The 22756-nt window shown below is 49.0% G+C and carries 24 protein-coding genes; 1 reads left to right on the top strand and 23 read right to left on the bottom strand.

Annotation, left to right across the window (positions count from 1 at the left end; genetic code table 11):
* Positions 1 to 11: 11 nt before the first annotated feature.
* From ARA78_RS04840 to ARA78_RS04850, 4 genes are all read right to left on the bottom strand, one after another.
* Positions 12 to 1760 (bottom strand): ABC transporter ATP-binding protein, encoded by a 1749-nt coding sequence (locus ARA78_RS04840; protein ID WP_035304106.1) that lies wholly within the window; start codon positions 1758 to 1760, stop codon positions 12 to 14.
* A complete protein-coding gene (locus tag ARA78_RS04845; RefSeq protein WP_009589173.1) occupies positions 1757 to 3505 on the bottom strand; it encodes an ABC transporter ATP-binding protein in 1749 nt (582 codons plus the stop codon). Before ARA78_RS04845 ends, ARA78_RS04840 begins: the two co-directional genes overlap by 4 nt.
* A gap of 84 nt (positions 3506 to 3589) precedes the next feature.
* A complete protein-coding gene (locus ARA78_RS13590) occupies positions 3590 to 3874 on the bottom strand; it encodes a cysteine-rich KTR domain-containing protein (RefSeq protein ID WP_334291738.1) in 285 nt (94 codons plus the stop codon).
* Positions 3822 to 4439, bottom strand: a complete 618-nt coding sequence (locus tag ARA78_RS04850) for a TetR/AcrR family transcriptional regulator (RefSeq protein ID WP_055155782.1) — start codon at positions 4437 to 4439, stop codon at positions 3822 to 3824. Before ARA78_RS04850 ends, ARA78_RS13590 begins: the two co-directional genes overlap by 53 nt.
* A 284-nt stretch (positions 4440 to 4723) precedes the next feature.
* Between ARA78_RS04850 and ARA78_RS04855 the strand changes: the two genes are divergently transcribed.
* Positions 4724 to 5080 (top strand): helix-turn-helix domain-containing protein, encoded by a 357-nt coding sequence (locus ARA78_RS04855; RefSeq protein ID WP_055155781.1) that lies wholly within the window; start codon positions 4724 to 4726, stop codon positions 5078 to 5080.
* A 139-nt stretch (positions 5081 to 5219) separates the two neighbouring features.
* Here ARA78_RS04855 and ARA78_RS04860 read toward each other — a convergent pair whose 3' ends face one another.
* The 19 genes from ARA78_RS04860 to metK all read right to left on the bottom strand — a co-directional run bounded on the left by ARA78_RS04860 (position 5220) and on the right by metK (position 22468).
* Positions 5220 to 7196 (bottom strand): lysozyme family protein, encoded by a 1977-nt coding sequence (locus tag ARA78_RS04860; protein ID WP_055155780.1) that lies wholly within the window; start codon positions 7194 to 7196, stop codon positions 5220 to 5222.
* A 31-nt stretch (positions 7197 to 7227) separates the two neighbouring features.
* Entirely contained in the window at positions 7228 to 9564 is a 2337-nt protein-coding gene (locus tag ARA78_RS04865; protein WP_055155779.1) for a VirB4-like conjugal transfer ATPase, CD1110 family, read from the bottom strand.
* Positions 9551 to 9985 (bottom strand): PrgI family protein, encoded by a 435-nt coding sequence (locus ARA78_RS04870; RefSeq protein ID WP_055155778.1) that lies wholly within the window; start codon positions 9983 to 9985, stop codon positions 9551 to 9553. Before ARA78_RS04870 ends, ARA78_RS04865 begins: the two co-directional genes overlap by 14 nt.
* 8 nt (positions 9986 to 9993) lie before the next feature.
* On the bottom strand, positions 9994 to 10425 hold the full coding sequence (locus tag ARA78_RS04875) for a DUF4313 domain-containing protein (protein ID WP_055153545.1): 432 nt from the start codon (positions 10423 to 10425) through the stop codon (positions 9994 to 9996).
* A 13-nt stretch (positions 10426 to 10438) separates the two neighbouring features.
* Positions 10439 to 11278 (bottom strand): hypothetical protein, encoded by an 840-nt coding sequence (locus ARA78_RS04880; RefSeq protein ID WP_019162185.1) that lies wholly within the window; start codon positions 11276 to 11278, stop codon positions 10439 to 10441.
* A gap of 75 nt (positions 11279 to 11353) precedes the next feature.
* Positions 11354 to 11713 carry a hypothetical protein gene (locus tag ARA78_RS04885; RefSeq protein WP_019162186.1) on the bottom strand — a complete coding sequence of 120 codons (360 nt, stop codon included), beginning with the start codon at positions 11711 to 11713 and terminating at the stop codon, positions 11354 to 11356.
* Positions 11714 to 11727: 14 nt separating this feature from the next.
* Positions 11728 to 13494, bottom strand: coding sequence for a VirD4-like conjugal transfer protein, CD1115 family (locus tag ARA78_RS04890; RefSeq protein WP_349199660.1), 1767 nt, complete (start codon positions 13492 to 13494; stop codon positions 11728 to 11730).
* Positions 13485 to 13736, bottom strand: coding sequence for a DUF4314 domain-containing protein (locus ARA78_RS04895; protein ID WP_015513377.1), 252 nt, complete (start codon positions 13734 to 13736; stop codon positions 13485 to 13487). Before ARA78_RS04895 ends, ARA78_RS04890 begins: the two co-directional genes overlap by 10 nt.
* A 30-nt stretch (positions 13737 to 13766) precedes the next feature.
* The gene (locus tag ARA78_RS04900; RefSeq protein WP_055149034.1) at positions 13767 to 14084 is read right to left on the bottom strand and encodes a hypothetical protein; all 318 of its coding nucleotides are present in this window, start codon (positions 14082 to 14084) and stop codon (positions 13767 to 13769) included.
* A 95-nt stretch (positions 14085 to 14179) separates the two neighbouring features.
* Positions 14180 to 15118: an ArdC-like ssDNA-binding domain-containing protein gene (locus tag ARA78_RS04905; RefSeq protein ID WP_055155776.1), complete on the bottom strand. Its 939-nt coding sequence runs from the start codon at positions 15116 to 15118 to the stop codon at positions 14180 to 14182.
* Between the two features lie 3 nt (positions 15119 to 15121).
* Positions 15122 to 15961, bottom strand: coding sequence for a PcfB family protein (locus ARA78_RS04910; RefSeq protein ID WP_055155775.1), 840 nt, complete (start codon positions 15959 to 15961; stop codon positions 15122 to 15124).
* A 5-nt stretch (positions 15962 to 15966) separates the two neighbouring features.
* Entirely contained in the window at positions 15967 to 17253 is a 1287-nt protein-coding gene (locus ARA78_RS04915) for a relaxase/mobilization nuclease domain-containing protein (RefSeq protein ID WP_055155774.1), read from the bottom strand.
* A gap of 3 nt (positions 17254 to 17256) precedes the next feature.
* Positions 17257 to 17565 (bottom strand): plasmid mobilization protein, encoded by a 309-nt coding sequence (locus ARA78_RS04920; RefSeq protein WP_055155773.1) that lies wholly within the window; start codon positions 17563 to 17565, stop codon positions 17257 to 17259.
* A gap of 126 nt (positions 17566 to 17691) precedes the next feature.
* The gene (locus tag ARA78_RS04925; protein WP_055155772.1) at positions 17692 to 18069 is read right to left on the bottom strand and encodes a DUF3789 domain-containing protein; all 378 of its coding nucleotides are present in this window, start codon (positions 18067 to 18069) and stop codon (positions 17692 to 17694) included.
* Positions 18070 to 18211: 142 nt separating this feature from the next.
* Complete coding sequence (locus tag ARA78_RS04930) at positions 18212 to 18535, bottom strand: hypothetical protein (RefSeq protein ID WP_019162195.1); 324 nt, start codon at positions 18533 to 18535, stop codon at positions 18212 to 18214.
* A gap of 149 nt (positions 18536 to 18684) precedes the next feature.
* A complete protein-coding gene (locus ARA78_RS04935; protein ID WP_242849661.1) occupies positions 18685 to 19497 on the bottom strand; it encodes a DNA-methyltransferase in 813 nt (270 codons plus the stop codon).
* 66 nt (positions 19498 to 19563) lie between these two features.
* Positions 19564 to 20298: a hypothetical protein gene (locus tag ARA78_RS04940; protein ID WP_242849662.1), complete on the bottom strand. Its 735-nt coding sequence runs from the start codon at positions 20296 to 20298 to the stop codon at positions 19564 to 19566.
* Positions 20299 to 20342: 44 nt separating this feature from the next.
* Positions 20343 to 21308, bottom strand: a complete 966-nt coding sequence (locus ARA78_RS04945) for a DUF3991 domain-containing protein (RefSeq protein WP_055155769.1) — start codon at positions 21306 to 21308, stop codon at positions 20343 to 20345.
* A complete protein-coding gene (gene metK, locus ARA78_RS04950) occupies positions 21308 to 22468 on the bottom strand; it encodes a methionine adenosyltransferase (RefSeq protein ID WP_055155768.1) in 1161 nt (386 codons plus the stop codon). The genes ARA78_RS04945 and metK overlap by 1 nt, the downstream gene beginning before the upstream one ends.
* Positions 22469 to 22756 lie beyond the last annotated feature (288 nt).

Below are 22756 nucleotides of genomic sequence, written 5' to 3' on the forward strand. Positions count from 1 at the left end.
ACTCCTTTCTTTTATGCAAGGCTGTCTGCCTTGATTTTCCAACCGATAGCTTTTTCTCTCATGCCAACAAAATCCGCATAAATACCTGCTTGCTTGATAAGCTCATCATGCGTACCTTGCTGAGAGATTTTACCACGGTCGATAACGATGATTTGATCCGCATTTTTTACGGTTTTCAACCGATGGGCGATCATAATAATTGTTTTCCCCTGTGTCAGCGCTTCAATCGCTTTCTGAAGCTCTGCTTCATTTTCGGGATCGACATTTGCTGTGGCCTCGTCAAGAATAATGATGGGCGCATCTTTCATAATCGCTCTTGCAATAGAAATCCTCTGCTTTTCGCCGCCGGAAATGGTCGCACCGCTTTCTCCGATTACCGTCTGGTAGCCCTCTGGCAATGCTGAAATGAAGTCATGGCATCTTGCCGCCTTTGCTGCCTTCACTACATCTTCATGGGTGGCGTTTGGGGAACCGAATTTAATATTGTTTTCAATCGTGTCCGGGAACAGATACACATTCTGGAATACCATGCTGATATTCTTCATCAAGCTGTCCAGCTTGTAATCTTTTACATCAATGCCGCCGATGCGGACGCTTCCGCTGTCAACATCCCAAAAACGTGCAATCAGATTCACCAGCGTGGTTTTTCCAGAACCAGACGGACCGACAATCGCCGTTGTGGTTCCTTGTGGAATCGTGAGCGATACATGGTCGATCACTTTTTTATCCCCGTAGGAAAAACTCACATCCTGCATTTCAATATCCAGCCGGTCTGGAGCTTGCTCTTTACCATCAATGTCAATCTGAGGACTTTGGTTGATTTCCTCCACACGATCAATAGAAGCATCGATCATTGAAAGCATAAAGAACATTTCTCCCGCACTCTCCAACTGGCTATATATCATGAACGCCGATACTAAAATTATCAGACAATATGTTAATTCCAGCGTACCGTTTATAAAAAGTGCGATAGAGCAGAAAGCAGCGGCGGCACTGGCAATCCGAAGGACAACCTGTTCGGCAGCTATATAGGGAATCCGCTGTCTTTCAATAAGCTGGTTTTTCTTCTGTGTTTCATCAATGGATTTTTCCAGCGTAGTATTTGACTGCTTTGCCATGTGGAACGCCCGCACAACGCCCATTCCCTGTATGTATTCCAGTACGGCATCCATGAACTCCGTCTGCGTCTCTAACCGTACGGGAGATAATCTTTTGGAGCAGCGCAGGAGCATTGTGTTGATTACCATGAACAAAATCACGCCAGCCAAAAAGATCAAACTGATTTTCCAGCTAAAGTAGCACATGGCAACAGAAAAAATACTGGCGTGGATTACACCCACCAAAGTCCGCACGATGATAGCAAAGGACATACTTTCGAGGTCGCTCATGGTCGCTGTTGAAACGGATGTGAGATTTCCCAGACTATGGCTGTTGAAGTAGCCCATCGGCATATACTTCATGCGGTTGCCAATTTGAATCCTCTTGTCCTCACACATTCGATAGCTACCTTCGCCTTCTTTACCATGCGCCAGATACCAGAAAATAATGGTGCCGATCACACTGACTAACATAATGCCAAAGGCAAGGAGCGCGGTTTGTGCGGTGATATTATCACGAACCAATCCATCCAAAACTACCAGAAGTGCGGCAAATTGCAGAGCTTCTAAAATGCAGCGTATGATTTCATAAAAGAGCCCCAAATACCAATTCCGGCTTTGGCGGCCTGCAAATTCAAAGAATTTCCGAAAAGAACGTATCATGCTGTTTTCACCTCCTTCGCGTCCATGTGAGCTGTCCACATCGTATGATAAAGGCTGCACTCTTTTAATAGTTCCTCGTGCGTTCCTTTTGCCTGGATTGTTCCATCCTTCACAACAACGATCTGGTCGGAATCCGTTATTGTTGACAGGCGGTGAGCAATTACAATCAATGTTTTGCCCTTTGTCAGTCGGCTGATGGCCTCCTGTATTACCGCTTCATTTTCCGGATCAGTATAGGAAGTGGCTTCGTCAAGGATTACAATCGGGGCGTTTTTCAGCATAGCTCTGGCAATCGCGATTCTCTGGCGTTCTCCACCAGACAAATGCCCTCCGGCACCGCCAACCACGGTTTCATATCCATGCTCAAGGTTCATAATAAACTCATGGCAGCCAGAATCCTTTGCAATCTGTTCCACTTCGGAATCGCTTGCCTCTGGCTTGCCCATACGGATATTGTTGCGCACCGTATCGTTAAATAGATAATTGTCCTGCGATACATAGGAAATCAAATCATTCAGTTGGTCGTTAGAAATTTCTTTTACGCTCTTATCGCCAATCGTAATCAGCCCACCGGTCACATCCCAAAAGGACGCAATCAATTTTGCAATCGTTGATTTTCCGCTGCCGGATGGCCCTACAAAAGCTGTAATTTTTCCCTGCGGAATTGTCAGATCAATTCCTTTCAAGACCTCTTTTTCCTCGTATGCAAAATGGACATTTTCCAGAGCAATATCAAGGTTCTGTAAATCACATTTCCTCTCCGGCCGGACAAGCTCCGGCTGGTTTAATATACCGTCAATCTCACCCATTACGGTGCCTATTTTTGCAATATCATCGGTAAAGAACATTGCGGCTACAAGCGGGCCTGCAATTCCCAACGACAGGACAGTTACCGTAATAAAGGTTGCGGCTGACAGGGAACCACTCATGTAAAACAGGCACCCGACGGGAAGTACGCTAATCAACGCCGCGGGCCATACACTCATCATAATCGCCGAATATTTTTGTGTATCTTTCATCCAGTCTAAAATCAGGTCTGCGTTTGCATGGACGGCATCTGTAAATTTCTGATAGGAATTATCTGCCTGATTAAACGCCTTAATGACTTCAATGCCGCCGATGTATTCTACCGTTGTTGCGCTCATGTGATTTCCAGCTTTTACAACTTCCCCATACTTCTTGGGATATTCCTTCATCATTCCCATGTAGCACATCATTCCAACAGGAATGGTAATCAGCGATACTAACGCCATTCGCCAGTCCAGAACGAACAAATAAACGATGATTGCGATTGGTACGAGAAGATTTGAAGTCATTTCCGGGATTACATGAGCAAGGGGAACCTCTAACTGTTCAATTCGTTCCACCATGCCATTTTTTAGTTGCCCGGACGGAGTATTGAGAATATAGCCCATAGGCACTCTGGTAAGTTTTGAAGCAATTTTTCGCCTTGCCTCGGACAGCACTTCAAAGGTCGCTTCATGGGATGCCCTCGTGGAAATCCCCATCAATATTGCTTTTAGGACAAAGCAGCCGCCGGAAATCAGACACCACACCATGTAAAATGATAAATCCCGATTCCCGGAGAGTAACTCAATCGTCATTCTGGCTGTTGCAAAATAGGGGACGATACCAAAGGCAACTCCCAACACAGCAAGAACAACAGAAACGATGTAGCCAGTCTTATGCGGCCTGGCAAACTCAATAAGTCTGCCAAATGGATTTCCGCCTTGCGACTGATCCATATAAATCCCTCCTTTAGTTAGATTTTACTAACTCTTATTCAAAAGAATAAGCCGATAATCTGTCATGTGATTTACACAAACAAATTATCGGCTCTGCGTCTTTGCGTCTGGCACTACTGATAATCGTATTTTCATATTGTCAACATCTATCAAACATTCCTGTTTGCATTTCGGACAAAATATTGGAAAGTTCTTCAACGAAGTGTCTGCGCGTATCTTTGTCCGCGTTCTGCATTTACAAAAAGGACAGTGTATCCATCCGCTTTCGTCCACACAAAATTCTTCTGTTTTTTGCATTTCCTTTGCACCTTCTTTCCTATTTTCGGTAATATTCTTTCCAGCCATTCCCATAAAAAGTGCGCAGCTCATTGATATAATTTTTTGCTTCCTCCATCGGCATATCGTGAATGACTACTTCAAATATACCAGAATAAAAAGCACTGGAAACAACGTGTAAGAATCCATCTGTAACTCGTCCTTCCGCCAGGGCTTTACTTCCCACTTGAATCAAGAATTTCTTTGTACAGTCCGTATCCAGTTGTACCAGCCCTTCTAAAAATTCCTGATAGTAGTTTCCCGGCGCTCCGGTAATCAGCAGCTTAAATTCAGAAAAATACTCATAGATATATGCAATCACGGCTTCAAAACCACGATCTGAGTATTCCATAAATTTTTCGTTCTGCTCATGCCCCGTCAAAGAAGAAAAATCACTGAATGATTGCCGCAATAACTCTTTCAGACCTTTAGCCACCGGTTCCACAAGAAAGCGGAACAATCCCTCTTTATCTGAATACCGCGTATATATTGTGCTGGTGCTGACACCGGCATTTTGAGCAATCGTCCGTATCGAAGCATCCGTATAGCCTTTTTCTAAAAATTCTTCTTTCGCACAGGCAAGAATTTTCTCGTCAAATCCTTCAATCCTACTTGCCATCGCTCATCCACCTTTCTTATTAAAACGGTGTTTTCAAAACATCGTATTCAAAACGCTGTTTTAATTATAGCAGAGAAGATTTATTTGTCAAGAGGCTACTTTTCTCTTTCTTGACACACCTTGAAATAGATATATAAACTGTTTATCGACTATCCAAAACCTCCGCTTCAAATTGTAGTATTACTCCAACGGCAAAATAGGTATAATCGCACCTTTTCATCGGTACAATAAGGTTATTCCTTTGCATAAACCGGAACGATACAATATTATTGAGGTGAACAATTATGCCGATTGATGATTTAACTGCTTTAGGGCAGAAAATGCGGGAAGCCCGAAAGAATAAAGAACTGACACAACAAGAACTTTCTGATCTGAGCCATGTTTCTGTAAAGCAAATCGCCAATATCGAAAAAGGAAAAATGAATCCTTCCTATTTGATTTTGAGAGCATTGGCAAAAATCTTGCACATCTCTTTAGATACGCTTATAAATCCAGATATTTCTCTGGAGGATAAAGGTATCAATCAGATGAAAATGCTTTATTCCAGCTGTCCGTCAGAAATGCGTGACACCTTTCTGCATCACACCCAGGAAACGGTGAAAGAACTGACAGAATTGTCCGAGAAATTTGAAACGAATTGAGCCAGTGAGTGAAATTTAACGATTCTCTCACTGGTTCTTTTCATTTCATATAAAATTAAAATTTCAATCAAATAAAAAAGTCAACTTACACATATCAAATTTCTTTTCATAGGTTATAACTTATATTCTATTTTAATTTTCAAAGTATACCATATCCCATGATCGTTCCGTTATTGATATCGTAGCTTCTCTGGTTCACGGCATCACTGGAGTTTCCCTCTACGGTGTATACGGTACTGCCCTCGGTTTTCTCCACGATTCCTACATGGTCTGAGGTTCCATCTCCGTTCCAGTCAAAAAAGATTAGGGTTCCGGGCGCTGGCGAGTATCCTCGGCTCTTCCATTTTCCCTTGTTCTGAAACCATGCGATTCCGTCATCACACAGAGAGAACTTCGGCATCTTACCGTTTTCGATTAATCCTGCCTGATCTCCACACCAGCTGGCAAAGCAGGCACACCATGCTACATGGCTGTCAAATCCATACCACGACCAGAACTTCTGGCCACCTTCATTTCCAAGCTGGGTAAGTGCCACGGATACAATCTGGCCGTTGCCTCCAAACAGGCCGGCAAACAATCCGCCGCTAGAATAATACCGCAGGACGTGAGGGACATATTCTGGATCCCCATAGGCACTCCAGCCATGTGAAGCCGCCTGTTCATTGGAAAACTGCAAAGCGTTTTCTGCACTGTAGCCCCCATAGTTTCGGAGAGCCCACGTTATGTACCCGTTTCCGTAGTTATACCCTTGCAGGGACAGCTTCAGCTTGTCCATGTCCTGTGGGCTGGTGCATCCGGCTTCTCTTAGGCAGTCCGCATAATACTGGATTCCTACCTGTATGGAGTAGTCCGCATCCTGGATGGCATTCGGGCTGTTGGAATACCGGGTGTTGTATGGGCACTCACTGCTCTGCATGGGATCGGTCCCCCGGCCGCCAGATTCCTGCATCATGATTGCCTGTATCACGGAAACGTATTCGGGGATTCCATACTGGTTGGCGTATTTCTGGATGGTTGCCGTATAGGAAAGTACTTCCTGGCTGAGTGCTTCGTTGCTCTCTGAGCTTCCAGAGAATGCCGCACCGCCAATGATCCCGACCATGATAACCAGAAGCAGAACCATGACCGCTCCGGCGGCTCCCAGTGCAGCCATCATGGACTGCACCGTTTTCGCTGCCGCTTCTACAGCGGCCTTAGCTGCCTTGAAGGTATTCTCTCCTGCCCTTGCCGTTTTCTGTATCCGGCGGACTCCATCGGAAGTCTGCAAGGCGGCTTTCTTCGCCGCCTGCTTCGCTGCCCTTCGTTCCATCTGCTTCTGCATCCGGGCTGTCAAGGCGTTGGAACTGGCCACCCGGAGCTTCTGCTCTGGCTGGATGCTGATCTTCACAGATGGAGGGGCGGTCTTAATAGTACGCCGCTGTATGGTCTTCGGCTCCAACCGTTTCCGTGGCTTTTCCTTGATCCGGATGCTTTCCGGCTGTTTCTGGCGGATGGCATTCTGCCTTGCGGTATCTTCGGCCTTGCTTTTCTGGTTTTGTCTTTTGATGGAAAGCGATCCACCTTCCGACATTTCCTGTCCATTCTGGATTCTTGGTGTCTCCCTAGCTGCCCGGATCTTCTGTTCTTTCGTTTTGACGGCATCTGAAATCGCCTTTTGCCGCTTGGCTTTCTGAATCTGGACTTCCTGGTTTTCCCGTTCCTTGACCTTCACACGGGATGCCCCCTGTTCCCGTTTTTTTTGCTTCGGTGCTTCCCGACTGACCGGATCGGGAGCCTGTGTGTCCCCTGTTCCTCTGGCGGCTTCTTTCTGCGCTTCTTTTTTACCAGTAACTCTCAGTTTGATCTTCTCGTAGGAAGTCTGTGCAGCTGTCTTTCCGGCTCTGGTTACAGTTCTGCCTGTCTTTCTTGCAGCCCATTCCTCTGCGGATGTGACTTTCCCACTGGCATATTCGGATAGGGACTGTTCTCCCATGTCATTGTCCCTGGCATTTGCGATGGTCTGGGATTTTTCCTTGCTCTCCAGTATGGCCGTCCGCATCAGCTCCTTGGGGATTCTGGAGGCAGGATTTTTGGTCTTTGGTTTTGTTGTAACTTCTTTGGTTTTGATATCCTTCATCTCACACCTCCAGTCCCGGCTTGTCCCGCTCTTACGCTTCGCCCGGCTTGGTCGTCATCAGGCGATACAGTTTTGTATTTCTTGGAAACGAATTTTCAAACGGCACCAGATTTCCGGAACAGCGGATCAGACCATGGCCGGCACCCACATTGGTGATGTAGGATAACTGGTTGTCTGAAATATTCAGAAGTGCCGCCAGCTCATCCCGGTCGGTGGTAGCCTGATTCAAAAGGATCAGGAACTCACTGTTCGCCAGCATCAGGCGGGCGGTATCGGATTTCAGAAGTTCCTCAACGTTCTGGGTAAGTCCGGTTACAAATCCGGAATACTTACGGATACGCTTGTACAGGCGGTAGAAAAAGTCCGCACTGTATTCATAGCGGAACAGCAGATAAAACTCATCCGCAAAGATCCATGTCGTTTTTCCCTTCTTCCAGTTCTGGATCACACGGTTAAAAATCGAATCCAGTGTGACCAGCATGCCAAGGGGCATCAGCTGTTCGCCCAGCTCCCGGATGTCATAGTCGATGATACGGCTCTTCGTGTTGACATTGGTTTCCTGGGCAAAGGTGTTCAGACTGCCATTGATAAACAGTTCCGAAGACAGAGCCAGCCCTCTGGCTTCTTCCTCCGGCTGGAGCATGAGTTGTCGGTACAGGTCCTTTAAGGTCGGCACCTGCCCTTTGTAACCGCCCCTCATATAATCCCGGTACACATCTGCGGTGCAGCGGTCAAGGATGGATTTCTCCTTTGCCGAAAGGTTTCCGGCTCCTACGAGCTGCTCAAACAGGGAAAGGATAAATTCTGACTTCTCAATCAGAGGATTTCGGTCATTGCCATAGGCAGAATCCATATCCAGTGCATTCAGATGGGTATCCGAGGTTGCCGAGATCCGGATGACCTCTCCGTTTAAGGCTTCCACTAGAGAAGCAAACTCCGACTCCGGATCGAGGATGAGGATGTCATCTTCCGTGGAAAGGGCAAGGTCTACGATCTCTTCTTTTGCCGAGAAGCTCTTTCCGGAACCGCTGACTCCCAATCGGAACGAATTTCCATTTAACAGCTTCCGGCGGTCTGCCACCAGCATATTTTTGCTGACTGCATTCTGCCCATAGTAGATGCCGCCCGGCTGCATGATCTCCTGCGTATGAAATGGAATCAATACAGCGGTGGACTCTGTGGTAAGGGTACGCACCGCATCGATCTTCCGCAGGCCATACGGCAGGACGGTGTTCAGCCCATCGACTTGTTGCCATTTCAGGGTTGCCATCTGGCAGAGATGTTTTCTTGCAATGGAATACAGGGTTTCCGTATCGGAATCCAGCTGTTTCTTGCTGTCTGCCATATGTACCATTGTCAGGATACCGAACATCATTCTCTGATCCCTGGTGGTCAGATCGTCCAGCATCTCCTTGGTCTCTTTTCTCTGCAGCTCCATGTCATAGGGAACTACGGCAGAAAAGTTATTATTTGCATTCTGGCGTCTCTGCCAGTTCGTCACGTTTGTCTCCACACCCAGCAGTCGATTCTGGATCTCACGCACCGCTTCATCTGTCGGCACCGGGATGATGTCAATGGACAGCATCAGGTTCCTGCCAAGGCTGCACAGTTCGGAGATCATCTCATCTTTCACATAGCTGGCGTAATCTTCCATGAAAAGGACTCTTCCGTACTGCTCACCCAGTTTAAAATGATCGTTGTGGAATTCCATCGTGTCCGGGCAGATCCAGTCTTTGAAGCTGTGCCCTTTTTTCGCAAAGGCTTTCATGTCAAATGGAAAACTCTGCAGAACATCTGCCTTGAAAAAGTCCCGGAAGATCTGGAGCCTCTGCTCTGCATCCAGCTCTTCCCCGATGGAGGACAGCTTGGCCAGATGGGTGATGATATCCGTTCCCACACGGGCGAAATAGGTCCTGGCTTCATCGATGTTCTTCTTGTGGACACTGACGGTCAGGTAGCGTTCCTGGTAGATGCTGTTGTTAGTACCGGAGATCTTGGACAAGAGCATGTCGTTGTACTCCTTCCGGTATTCATCGAGCCCGTCCCCTTTCATTGGGATCAGCAGGGACTGTTCAAACTCTTCTTTGTTGATCTTACGGTTGTTCAGGGTAATCTTCGCAGTACAGCCGGAATCCAGTGCATTTAAAAGTTCGGAATAATCCAGGAACATTTCTGTCTTGTCCGCTTTACTGGCAATGGAATAATTGATATCCGTAAACCGGAATGTCCGGGAAAATTTACTCTCTACCTGAAAAATCCCATCCGGCCAGATCTTGCGGATGGGGATTGCCTGCTGGACAGACCTCGGTACTTTAAATTTTTCTTTGTCCTGTTTCAGTGTCTGACTCAGGGTTTTAATCAAAGGCATCACCCCTTCCTCTTGGCTTCTTTGGTTTCTTCTGTTTCGTCCGCTTCTTCTCCAGAAGCTCCGCTCCGTTTCCCATCATTTTTTCACCCAGCCGCAGGCTCTCTTCCATGCAGGAAAAGTACAGGTTCTCCGATTTGAATACCAGCCGTTTCGGGTACAGCAGTTCGGATTTGATGACTGTCCATGCGAACTGTTCTGCCGTCATGCCGTGGTAACGGAAAAAACCGCAGGCTGCAAAGGGAGCCGCCCCAAGCACACACAGCCATCCGGTTACCTGTTCCCAGGCATATTTCCGGGTGAGGAAATAGATCCCAAGGGCTGCCAGGATCGCCAGTACCGAAAATAAGCACTGCCGGAAACTTAAGCCCCAGAACATTGACTCCTGATAGTCTCGGATTTCTTTATTCATTTTCACTTCCATGTTGTTTTCTACCTTTCTCTCTGTGATTTGTTCTTTGGTTTCTGCTTTGGTGCATCCGCAATCTGGATGCCGTGGCTTTCCATAAATTCTCTGGTTCCCTGCGGATCATATTCTGCCAGTTTCTTCAGGTCAAAGGCGACCTTCTGAAAGGTGCAGTAACCGGAAACTGCGGTCTCCGGAAGTACCCTGCCCAGCTTGTATTTCCGAATAAAACGCAGATGCTCTTTGCTGAAATTGTGGTCGATATAGGCTTCGTTCACACCGTTCAGCGGAGCATGGTGCAGGTTCACCGTAAGGTCGGAAAAAAGTTCCGGGTAGCCATATTCTATCTGGTAAATCCCGACATACAGGCGGTCTCTGTCCAAGTAGCCGCTGACCCGTAAGAATACTTCCTCTGGTTGCTCTCCACTGTCATAAATTAATTTCTTTGGTTCTTCCATTCCTTTCTGCCTCCTATAATCCCATGATTTCTTTTACGATCCGGTCAGATGCCTTCACTGCCCCGACCAGTACCAGTAAGTTAAAGACCAGCTCCCCGATGTAGTTCCAGACAATCGTCACAGCAGACAGACTGGTATCCCCGACGGCCGGCGGACTCGCCGCAAACACCGAAAAGATGATGCAGGCCAGTGCGATGATGGCACCTTCCAGACATACCCCGGCGTAGGAACGGATAAAGTTCTTCCCTACAGACTGGGTTGGTTCCCCGGCAAAGGTTGCCAGCGGGATCGGTGCGATGGCTGTGTACATATACAGCTTGAACATTCTTCCATATACAGTCAGGATCATCACAAAGGAAAGCACGGTAATTAACAAGCTGCCTAACAGGGTTACGATCCACAAAGGGATGGATTCCAGCATCCCGACTGCTTCGATCTTGTCCACAATCTCTGAGGGCAGTTCCGTCACCGTTCCACCTGCCATCCCGGAATGGGACATAATATTTGCCACGATTCCCTGCACAATGGAAAAAATTGCCGTCAGAAGCTCCATGCCGGACATGACGGCTCCCTGTGCCAGTGCGAAACGGATAAAGGCTTTCACTACGTGTTCCGGCTTCTTCATATCCGTGAAGCTCCCACAGGTTTTCACCAGCCCTGCCGCAAAAAATAAGACCAGCAGGCCGTACCCGATGGCTCGGAGCCCTCCGTTGATGTTCGTCATCACGCTCCAGATCGCACCGCCCTTGAAATTCTCCGGGCTTTGCGTCAGCAGTGTCCAGATCTCGGCCAGCTTGTCACTCCAGGTCTGCAAGGCAGAATTCAGATTCTGTACGATCCAGTTATCACTCAAACAGTTTCACCTCCCATCCTGCAAAAGTGAGCGGGGAACCCGCATTTCGCATGGCTCCCCTTCTGGTCTCTGATCCTAACCCATGATCAGATCCAGGATCTCTTTTGCAAAGGTAATGATGATACCGCCTGCCAGTGTCAGGAATCCGTTTGCCCTCTGGCTCGGATCGTGGCTCTTTAGGGACAGGCCGACCTGCACGATACCAAATCCAAGCAGGATCAGGCCAATGGCACGGATCAGGGAAAAGATAAACGTGGACAGGTTATTGACGACTGCCAGCGGATCGCCTGCAGCGTAAACGCAAGTTGCCCCAATGCAGAAAGTCAGCACCATCACCGCATACAGGGCAAACAGTTTCTTCTGCCCTCTCTTCATCTTCAGCGGTGTGGTCTCTTTTTTTGTTTCTGTGTGTTTCTTATTTTTCAGTAAATTCATCGGCATTCCTCCAATCAAAAAAGCTCCCCGATGATGTCCTCATCCAGAAGCAGTTCGTAGTCGTTATATCTTGTTTCGTCAAAGGTAAAATCGTCATGTGCCAGCGGTGCTTTCGCATAGTTGAACGGGCCGGCACCGCCGTCTTCGGTATACCGGATGTTGGGATGCTTCATCAGGTCATACTTGGCATCCAGTATGGGCCGTTCCCCGCGGATAAACAGAAGTGCATTCTGGTTATCCAGCATACGGACTTCATCCGGCTGTAACAGCTCCCTTCCGCTCTGCTGGAAGTTGGTGGAGTAGCTGCCGGATTTTCCTTTGGTCTGCCCGTAGGTGTTGGTGTCTATGGTTTCTTTCCCCAGTAATTCTGATACATATTTGTGTGTCTCTTTTTCATTGCCGCCCAGGTACAAAAACTCATCGCAGTTGCCCACCAGACTTTCCCAGGAGTCCTTGAACAGAGCCTTTAGCTGGCTCATGTTCTGGATGATGATGCTGCAGTAAATGGAACGGGAACGGCAGGTTGCCAGGATCTTCTCAAACTCATTTGGCAGGGATACGTTTGGAAACTCATCCATGATACAGTTGACCGGAACCGGGAGGGCACCGCCATGCACACGGTCTGCCATATAATAAAGAGTCTGGAAAAGCTGGCTGTAGATCATACCTACCAGATAATTCAAAGAGGTGTCCGCATCCGGAATACAGCAGAAAAGGGCAACTTTTCTTTCGCCCATGCTGGAAAGATCCAGTTCATCGGTATTGGTCAGCTTGGCGATCTGCGGCAGGTTGAAGGCTGCCAGACGGACACCAACACTGATCAGGATGGACTTGGCGGTCTTTCCTGCCGCCTGCTTGTAAATGTGGTACTGCTTGACGGCAATGCTGTCCGGGTCCCGCATCTCCAGACGGTCAAACAAAATGTCCAGAGGGGACTCGTAGTCCTCATCCTCTTCTTTTACCTGTGCCGAGCCTAACATCTCCATGATCATGGCGAAGTTCTGTTCTTCCGGCGGAGCTTCATGGAGCAGATACAGCATCAGTGCCTGAAGCAGTGCTGTCTCGCTCTTCTCCCAGAACGGATCGGAGGACTGGGAACCTTTGGGTGTGGTGTTTTGTATCAGATTGGAAATGAGACGGAGTACGTCTTTGTCATCGTGGACGTACTCGAATGGATTGTAGCAAAAAGATGTGTCGGGATTGATGAGGTCAAAGACACGCACCTCATATCCTTTCTTTTCCAGCAGACCGCCTGTCTTTCGGAGCAGCTCGGCTTTGGGGTCTGTAATGACCATCGAGCAGCAGCACTGCATGATGTTCGGCAGGGCAAAGCCTCTGGATTTTCCTGCACCGGAGCCTCCCACCACGAGGATGTTGAGACATCTGCGGTGCTCGTGGGTGTCCAGGCTGATGCGGAAGTTCTGCGTCAGCAGGATGTTCTGGGAGTACGGCTTCTGGCTGTATTTCTTACAGATCTGCCGGGCATCACCCCATCTGGCGGAACCATGTTCTTCCCCTCTGCGGTAGTTCTTCTGGCTGGAATAAAAAATGCCGATCCCGGCTGCGTAAAGTAACGTGCAGACCAGCACCGACTTGATGGTATATTCCGTATAATGAAGCTGGAAGGGGTGGTTCAGTTTTTCCGTTAGAACCTCCATCAGCTCAAAAAGATTCCTGCCCGGCTGAATAGCATCCGCAATCAGGATCGCTGCCCACCAGATGACAGGCAGTCCGGCAAGCCAGATCACCCAGTCTGACTTCCGGCTGTTTGTTACCGGGATGGCTGCTGTTTTGGCCTCTCTGCTCTTGGCAGGTCCGTAATGTGGAAGCTGTCCACTCCAGGAACGAGGGCAAGGCTGCTTCCATTCTCCCAGTTTACGTGGATCTGCCCTGCATCGTCTACCATATCCACCTTACCTTTTAAGCCGGGTGGCATGTGGCTCTCCCCCTCCATGCTGTTAAGCGTGACCTCTGTTCCCGGCGGATATCTTCTCCTCATGGCTTCTATTCTTTCTTGTGTCATATTTCTGTATATTCGTACCACATCCTTTCTTTATCTTCCCCGTCCACGGTATGGGCGGCGGTATCTGGATTTCATGATCTTTAACAGGACACTGTCGATCCCATCGGAATAGCGTCCGTTTTTCAGGTATGTGTCCCGGAGCTTGTTTAAAGCTTCTACAGATTTGGTGTGTTCAGCTTCTGTCAGGTAGAGCTTTCCTTCTTCCTGCTCTGCCAGCTTCAGAACCAGATCCCGTGTGGTATCCACCGGAAGCCCCTGTTCTTTTTCCTGCCGGAACACTTCCCGGAGGGCATGGATCAGCATATGGTTCATGATCCGGTCCATCTTTACATATCGCATTCTTGTCATAGGCGAGCCTCCTTTTTTCCTCTTTTTTCTCAACCACAACATACCACACTTCCTCCCGGAAAGCTACTGCAAAAGAGCCGGAAAAACCCCTTTTATCAGCGTTCCGGGGACTTTTTGTTCTTGGCTGGTTTCTCTGATTTCTCCTCTGGGACGGCAAATTCATCGGGCATAAATTCCTGCTCACTTTTGCCGAGGTTGCGGTCTACCTGCTTGCCAATGGAATAGGCTGCGCTCTTTACATTCTGAATAAAGGAGCGGAGTTCTTTCGGATCTTTCTGTCCGAATGCCTGCATCTCGCATACCTTGTCAAAGGAAAAGCCGGAGACATCCACGCCATATTTCTGTGCTGTCACATACGCCGCACAATAAGCCTGTGCCGCTACCCCTGCCCGGCTGTAGCTTCCATCGTGATGGTCAAGAGATGCATACGCCAGTTCCCGGCTGATGGAATGGAATGTTGTATTTTCACTCATGCCGTTTCGGACATAGATCGTCCGCTGATTCGGGATATACTGTGCCTGTACCTTATCCGGCAGGTTGTCTGCGATCTGAATCCGTACCTCGCTGTCGGTCAGCAGTGCTTCCATCAACTGGTCCATCGGTTTTGGCTCCGCCTCTTCCGGCTGTTTGGTGCGAATCTGGCTGATGTCATAGGCTTTCTGGATGGAGTATCCCTGCTGGATGACACCATCCTTTTCGTATTCCTGTCCGACAATGAAGTTGTATCCCTTGCTTCCGGTCTTGACTACTTTGCCTTCTTCTTTCCATTTTTCAAAGGTCTTAATCTGCCGGATCTCCGGGTTCTGTGCATAGAGCAGGAACAGGTTGTCTGTCCTCTGTGGCTTACACTGTCCCATAAAATCAAGGAATCCTTTTAAGGAGTCCCCATTCTGGAAGATCTCCTGTGCCTTTCCATCGATCATGCCCCAGATTTCTTCCCTCTCCTGCTTTTTCTGTGCGGCATATTCCTCTTTCGATAGCCGCTGGGCGGACGGTTCCTGCGTGTCCTGCCCTAAAAATTTTGTCAGGTCCATCTTCTACCTCGCTTTCACCTTTCGTTTATTTCTCGCTTTCTTCTGCGTTTTCTTTGGTCCACGGTTCTTTTCCCGGCTCCGCTTCTGGGATTCCTCTGCTTTCTCCCGTTTGATGTTCTCCAGCTCCCGGCGGACACTGGGACGCTCCTGTTCCCTTGGCTTTGCTCCATCAGTCCCGTTTTCCTGCCCGGTAGAAATATTTCTGCTGTGCAAGGAAAAGCCGGACAGATTCTCTTCCCCCTCTTCCTGCACCGGGATAAAATTTTCCGATTCGGAAGACTCCTTTTCAGGATGATTCTGATTCTTCTCTCCTTGAGAAAAATCCATGTCACCGACCTGGAATGCTTCGTCCAGATCGCTGATCTCAAACTGCACCTCGCCCTCTGGCATCTGTACGATTTTCTGTACTGTTTCGGTTTCCGGTGCTTCCATTCCAGCGGTTACCTCATGGACAGCTTCCCCGACTTCACTTCTTACAAAATCAAGATTCATCTTATCCATAACCCGGTTGACCTTGGCTGCGTCATCCGCAAAGACCATGACCTCGCTCATCTCCGGGTTCTTTTTATCACGGATAATCACATAGAGCAACCCTCGCTTCCTGCCCTCACTGCAGAATTCACGCAAGCGGTCAGACGGCACAGTAAAGAACTTCAATGGCTTGTTCTCCTTTAACATCCGCACCATCCGGGTTCTGCCCCTCGTTTTCTTCTGGTCTTTTAATACGGCGGCAACAAATACCGCCAGATGCTTTGCCAGCGTACCCGAAAGTCTGAGCCCGTGGTCCACGCCGTCCAAGGAATACCGGACGATCTGATCCGCCGCATCGCCTCCATAATTCATACTGTTCACCTGCTTTCTGTTCTCGGTTGTCTGTTTTTCTCCGTCTGTTCTGCCTGTCTCTGGATCTGCTCTGCCAGACGCATCTTTTCTTCCATCTCTTTAGACTGCTGTTCGATCCGGATGCAAAGACGGATATCCTTCCGAAGCGGCCTCAGTTTTTCGGTGATCTGACCGATCCTAACACTGTCCGGTTCGCTCCGGTAGAGCCGCTTCCGTTCTTTTGTGAGTGCCTGCACCTGTTCTTCCAACGGGGTTCGGTATGCCATCAGTTCTTCACGGGTGGTAATCTGATACTTCTGAAGAAATTCCATCTGCTCGATCCTGGCATCCAGTTTTCGGATATCTGCCCGGAGCACTGGGGAGATTCTTTTCGGCTTCTGCTTTAGAACACCCATCTGATACAAATAGGAATAGTACAGGGCCTGTATCCCTTTTAACTTCTTTTTCGGGGGCTGGGAAGCTCCTTCTTTTCCAGCAGTTGTCCTGCTCTTGGGCTGTAAGATCCACTGCCGAATGCTCTCTTCTGAGTAATTCTTCCCAAGGCTCCGCAGACGGATATACCGTTCCATCCCCGGTGCTTTCAATGCGATGTACTTCCGATTCAGCTTCCACTGATATCCTCTCTGCTTCATCTGGTCCAGAAATTGTTTCCATGTGAAGCTTTCTGCCACCGCATCACGGATATCCAGACGGATCGAGGTTCTCCAGGTTGGCTTTCCGTCCTGTTCTGCCATCCACTGGGCATAAGATTTCCCTTTGCCATTTTTCGGTTCGATAACTGATAAGCCGTATTTCAGGCATAAGGCATCCGAAGTTTTCCGCACATCCTCGTAGTAGCTCCTGCTGTTACTATGGTACTTTTTCCCATCTTTCATGCTCACGGAATTAAACACGATATGGTTGTGGTAATGCTCCGTGTTCAAATGAGTGGTGATGACAGCTTCATATTTTCCCTGAAGGAGTCTTTCTGCCAGCTCCATGCCAATCTGGTGGGCAAGTTCCGGGGTGACTTCCCCTTTGGCAAAGCTCTGCACCAGATGGAAGCCCTGCACCCCGTCCATCTTGTTGTATCGTTTCTTTGTATCTACCATATCTTGATAAGCAGTCTCACAGACACAGCCAATGGCATTCTCAAAAATGGAACGCTCCGTCTTGTCCCGGTTCATTGCATATTGAATAGCTTCTTCCAGAGAGCCGGCACTTTGTCCTTTCTTTGTGGTCTTATCCTTGTTTCGAATGTAAGTAATGGAATTGTCCAGACGGCTGACCGGGATGATACTGGTGTATGCCATCGGCTACCATTCCTCTTTGACCAGCCTCCATGTCTCTTTCGTCATGCGGAGCATTTCCCGAATATTCTCTTCCCCTGCCATCCCACATCCATTGGCTACATGGGCAAGCTGATTGGCATTGTTGCACAGACCGGATACTTTCCTTAAAAGTTCGGTATGATGTTCACAGGGTCTTGCCCGGACTTCGCCGCCCATGACAAGGGAACGGATGTATTCCTCACGGGACAGGCCGCTTTTTTCTACCTGCTCTTCCAGAAAACGCAGCTCCTTTGTATTGAGGCGGACTGGTATCACATGGTTTCTTTTTCTCATCTCTTCACCTGCTTTCCAACGGGTTATTGATCGTTTCCTTACATTTCACGGTTTTTCCAGATCAGGAATCCTGTCAGCACGCCAATGGCTACGGCTGCAGCAATAATCTTTTTCTTCATATAGGCCTCACCCCCTTTCCGGTACCCGGCACAGTTCCATCGGGGCAAGCATGATTCCTCTTTTCTCCATCTCTTTCGCAAATTCCAGAAGGTTCCATTTCTTCCCATCGATCATGGCAGATTCTGCATCCAGATAATGGCAGGTGGATACGTTCCGCTCTCCATTTGGGGCATTCTGCACAAGGCTCTCCCCGTCTGAAAGCCGGAACAGTTCCTGTCCCTGACTGTTTACAAAACAGATGCACACGCCGTGGTCAATGATCTCCTTTGGTTTCATCCGGCACCGCTCCAGTGCCTCATCCTCCCGTTTTCCTGAGATCAGTAAACACATTGCAAACACGCCCATTGCCCCTCCGGTCATTGTGCCAAGTATAAATCCTAACATTTCTTCGTTCTCCTTTCGTCTGTTTACGGCTCGATATGGGGGATTGGGGTTCTCCCCAAAGTGCGTTTGGATATCCAAACGCTATGCTTGCAAAACCAGTCGCATTTTGCTTCGTCCCCTCTGAACCTATCGTTTTTCGGAATTATTCGTTTTCTTTGATTTTGCTTAACCCATCCAGCGTGGTACAGATGATATGGAGTCTGTCAGCCATGCTGATCTCCGTGTTCATCGTCCCGGTGGTCTCTTTTCCGCAGACGACCACCATCCTGCACCGTCTTAAGATCTGATGGGACATTCTCCGCATAGCCTGCATATCCTCCGCATCCCCATCATCAAGGAATGGGGAAAAGCTGTACTGCGGACAGATCGGCACATATCCCAGTTCGTAGATCTTCCGGCAGTACCGCTGTACTTTGGTCTTTCCCTCTTCTGCAGAGCAGCAGACATAAGCAAGTGCCTGTTCCAATACGACCATCTCCTTTCCTGACCAGACAAGTTTCCTCTGCCCGGCGTTTTTCCAAAAAGAAACACCCACAAAGCATTCCGGCTCTGTGGATGTCTTGTGGACATCTGGATTCTTTTCTTCCTTTTTTCAGATGTCTGGCAGACATCCGGTTACTGTGGTTCTTTATTCTCTGCTCCTACCCCGGCTTCCAGTGCGATACGGACACGGTCGCTTCCCAGCTTATAATATGCATCCGTCACTTCGATGCCGACTGCCTGATAGCCCGACTCTGTCGCCGCAAGGATGGTCGTGCCAGCTCCGGCAAACGGGTCTAAGATCAGGCCGCCCGGCTCGCAGATCTGGATGACATCCTTCATCAGTTGGAGCGGCTTTTCTGTCACATGGATGCGGTTCTGGGGATTCCCATAACGGAACACACCCGGAAGACAGGACACCGGGCGGTTGATTGGCATCGGACCGTTGCTTCCCCACACGATGTATTCTGCCTGCTGGCGAAACCTGCCTTTTTGCGGACGGGAATTTCCTTTGTCCCAGACTGCAGTTCCTCTCCAGATCCAGCCTGCCCACTGAAGGGCATCGGTGATAGACGGGTACTGTCTCCAGTCAATAAAAAGGCAGATCGGAGCCCCTCTCTTGCAGGCTTTCCGCACATCGTACAGCCATTCTGCCATCCAGTGGGTCCAGGAACGCTGATCCTTGTTATCCCCATCAAAGTCCGGAAGGGCATTCTCTGCTTTCATGCTGCTATACTTCTGGTTGGTGGTGCGGTTGCGTTCATTCTGCTTGGTTCCCCCGGACGCATAGGGCGGATCGGTCACGACTGCATCAAAAATCCCCGGCTGGAATCCTTTTACCAGCTTTAAGGTATCCCCATGCAAGATACGCCAGTTCTCCCCTCCGGCAGACTCATCCGGCAGACAGTCCGGTTTTAAAAGATCTTCAAGTTTCAGGGTATTTCCCATAGGCATCATCCTTCCTCTTGCTTATTTCCCAGATTTCTCTGGAAGTGCTTCTATCTATGGAACTGCTCATCGGCAGGTATCCTCTTTTTTTGGTACTTCTTTTCTCGGTGTTCTGCGCTGTTCACGGTGATCCGACAGTTCGGTTTCCACATATTCGCTGATGATTCCCAGTGCTTCATAATAATTGCCACTCTTGTGGACACGGTCTGCCATCTCGTTGGCCTGTTCGGACATCCCGGCACATCTGAGCAATCTTGAGGCATCCCCAAGGATTGAGAAAATATTTCCGTCATGCCCTAAGAGCTTCAGCTTCGGACGGGACGGATTTGGTTTCGGCTGCTGTTCCTGCATCTCGTTTTCTGGTGCTTTCACCTGTATCTGGAAATCCGAGCCGGCACCGACATAGAAATGTAAGTATAATTCACCGCCGTCTACCTTGATCTCCCGTTGTTCCAGACTTTCTCCCCAGCCATCGCTGTACTGGCCTCTCAGATACTGCCCCACCACACGGTATTCCTCTGGTGTCAGATTCTCCCGGAGTGTCAGGTTTGCACAGCCATATAAAACACCATCCTGTTCTTTTACCGCCATTGTAATGCGTTCCACTTTTTCCTTAATGTCCTTATTTCGGTCAAAATAATCAATCAGGTTGCATGGCTGGTTGTCAGGCATACCGAGCCGGTTGATCTCGTCAACCTTTTCTGCTATAGATGGCTGATACTGCACCAGGTCAGGTCCTTCCAATGGTTCCGCATCATCCAGATCCACAATATCTGAATAGTCCGGGATAAACTCTGCCATCAGAGGGGACAGCATTTCCACTTCTATTTTTTCTTTGATAGGCATCACCTCACTTCCTTTCTCTGCCGTTTCTCCGGTGTTCGGGCAGCCATCTTTGCCATATCTGCCCAGTCTGCCCCTTCGATCTCCGGCAGGTTCTCGATGATCCGATAGCTTCCCTCGTAGGCTTTTCGGATATGTTCACACGCCCACCGTCCGGCAAAGTCATTGTCGGTACATACTTCAATCTCGGTAATCTCCGGGTGCTGGGACAGAAAATGTTCCAGTGCCTGCGGCTTTTTCATACTCCGCTGGCTCTGCCCTTCTTTTGGTGCACTGATCCCGCCAAGCTCCAGACGGTACTTATCCCGGCTTCCCTGTTCCAGTGTCATGTGCGCCAGCACATCCACACAGGCTTCATAAACGGCAACCCGTCTGCATCCTGTTTGTGCCGGAACACAAAAAGCGTATGCCTTTTCGCTTCCAGCCTGTTCCATCTTAAAAGCCTTTCCGCTGGCATCGTAAATCCCACGCAGGAAAGCATATCTTGCCACCTGATTTTCGTCCCGGCCTACGAACACAGCATTGTGATAGGGCAGGCTCTCATAGAGGATTTCCAGATGAACACACTGCTGTAAGACCTCTCCACTGATTCCGCGCTCTTTCAGATATCGGAACACCCTGCGGCAGTCCGGGCTGGCTGGCGGCAGGACAAACAGCTTTTTGGGCTTTGTCTCCACAGGCGGAGGGATGTAGGTGGGATACTCATCTTTCAGCATTTGCACTGCCTCCAGAAAGGAACACCCATCTACATGGATCAGGAAATTTAAGGCACTGGTTCCCCCGATATCTCTGGATTTCCAGTGCCACTGGCTGGTGAGCTCGTTGATTTTAAAGCTATCGTGGTCTGTCAGCTCCCATTCATTTCTGGCTGAAGATTTTTTCAGGCGGTTCGGCTGGTATTTCTTCAGGTACTCAATGGCGGTGATTTCCCTTGCCCGTTTGATCTCTTCTTCCGGAATCCACGGCATTACATCACGGTATCCCGGAGCTGCTCTGCCTTATCCGTTTTCTCCCACGGGAATTCCTTTCTTCCAAAATGCCCGAACACGGCACTCTGTCGGTAGATTGGCCGCTTCAGGTGCAGGGTGTCACAGATCTGGCTTGGGGTAAGCCCGAACACCAGAGGGATCGCTGCAGCGAGGCAGTCATCCGCACAAATCTTTCCGGTTCCAAAGGTATCCACCTGCACCATGACTGGCTGGGCAACCCCGATGGCATAGGCAAGGGACACCTGACATCGGCTGGCAAGTCCGGCAGCCACCATGTTTTTGGCGATGTAACGAGCCATATACGCCCCGGATCGGTCAACTTTGGAACAGTCCTTCCCGGAAAATGCACCGCCGCCATGCGGTACCAGGCCACCGTAGGTATCCACCATCAGCTTCCTTCCGGTCAGTCCGGTGTCTGCATCCAGACCTCCGCACACAAATCTGCCCGATGGATTAATCAGGATCTTGGTATCCTCATCCGGCGGCAGCATGCGGAGTGCCGGGCGCAGCACTTTCTCCCGGATCTCATGCTCCAGCTTCCGAAGGGATTTTTCCTTTTCATGCTGACAGGACACAACGACCGTATCCAGACGGACAGGTCTGTCATCTTCATATTCCACGGTCACCTGTGCTTTTCCGTCCGGCAGGATTCCCATGATATATCCGCTTCTACGGCTTGCAGACAGTTCTCTTACGATGCGGTTCGCCAGAACCACTGGCATCGGCATAAGCTGCGGCGTATCATCGCAGGCGTATCCCACCATGATTCCCTGATCCCCGGCTCCATTGGCAAGTCCGCTCTGAACAGAAACAGTCCCTGTCCTGCGTTCTCTGGAACGTTCCACTGCCCCGGCGATATCCGGACTCTGTTTGTGGATGAGGGCATCCATATGGATTCCATCTGCTTCATAGCCTGCACTCTCCAACACCTTTCTGACGATTTCAAACACCTGTGGCTCATATCGGCTGGTGATCTCTCCTGCCACAATGATGTTCCCTTTAGTAGCCAGCACTTCGCAGGCCACCTTGGAATTTTCGTCCTCTTTCAGACACGCATCCAGAATACTGTCTGCAATTAAGTCGCAGAGCTTATCCGGATGTCCTTCCGTTACGGATTCTGCTGTATAAAATCGTTTCATAATTATTACCATCCTTTCCAACGAGTCAAAACTCGCTGCTCGTTATAAACTAAATAGATCCAGCAGAAAGCACTCCTTTTTGGAACACTTCCTGTCGGATCTGGATTATGAACTGTCTCACATTCTGCACTTTTCTAGTACGTTCAGACACTTTTTTCCACCTGAATACTACCAACACACACCCTTACATAATCCCCCTGTTTTGAACACTTCCCAGTCTGTGCGGTCATCATTTGTCTCATTTTCTACACTTTTTGGGGGCTTTCAGACACTTTTCGTTAGAGCATT

The sequence above is a fragment of the Coprococcus eutactus genome, assembly GCF_001404675.1.
Lineage (GTDB): Bacteria > Bacillota > Clostridia > Lachnospirales > Lachnospiraceae > Coprococcus > Coprococcus aceti.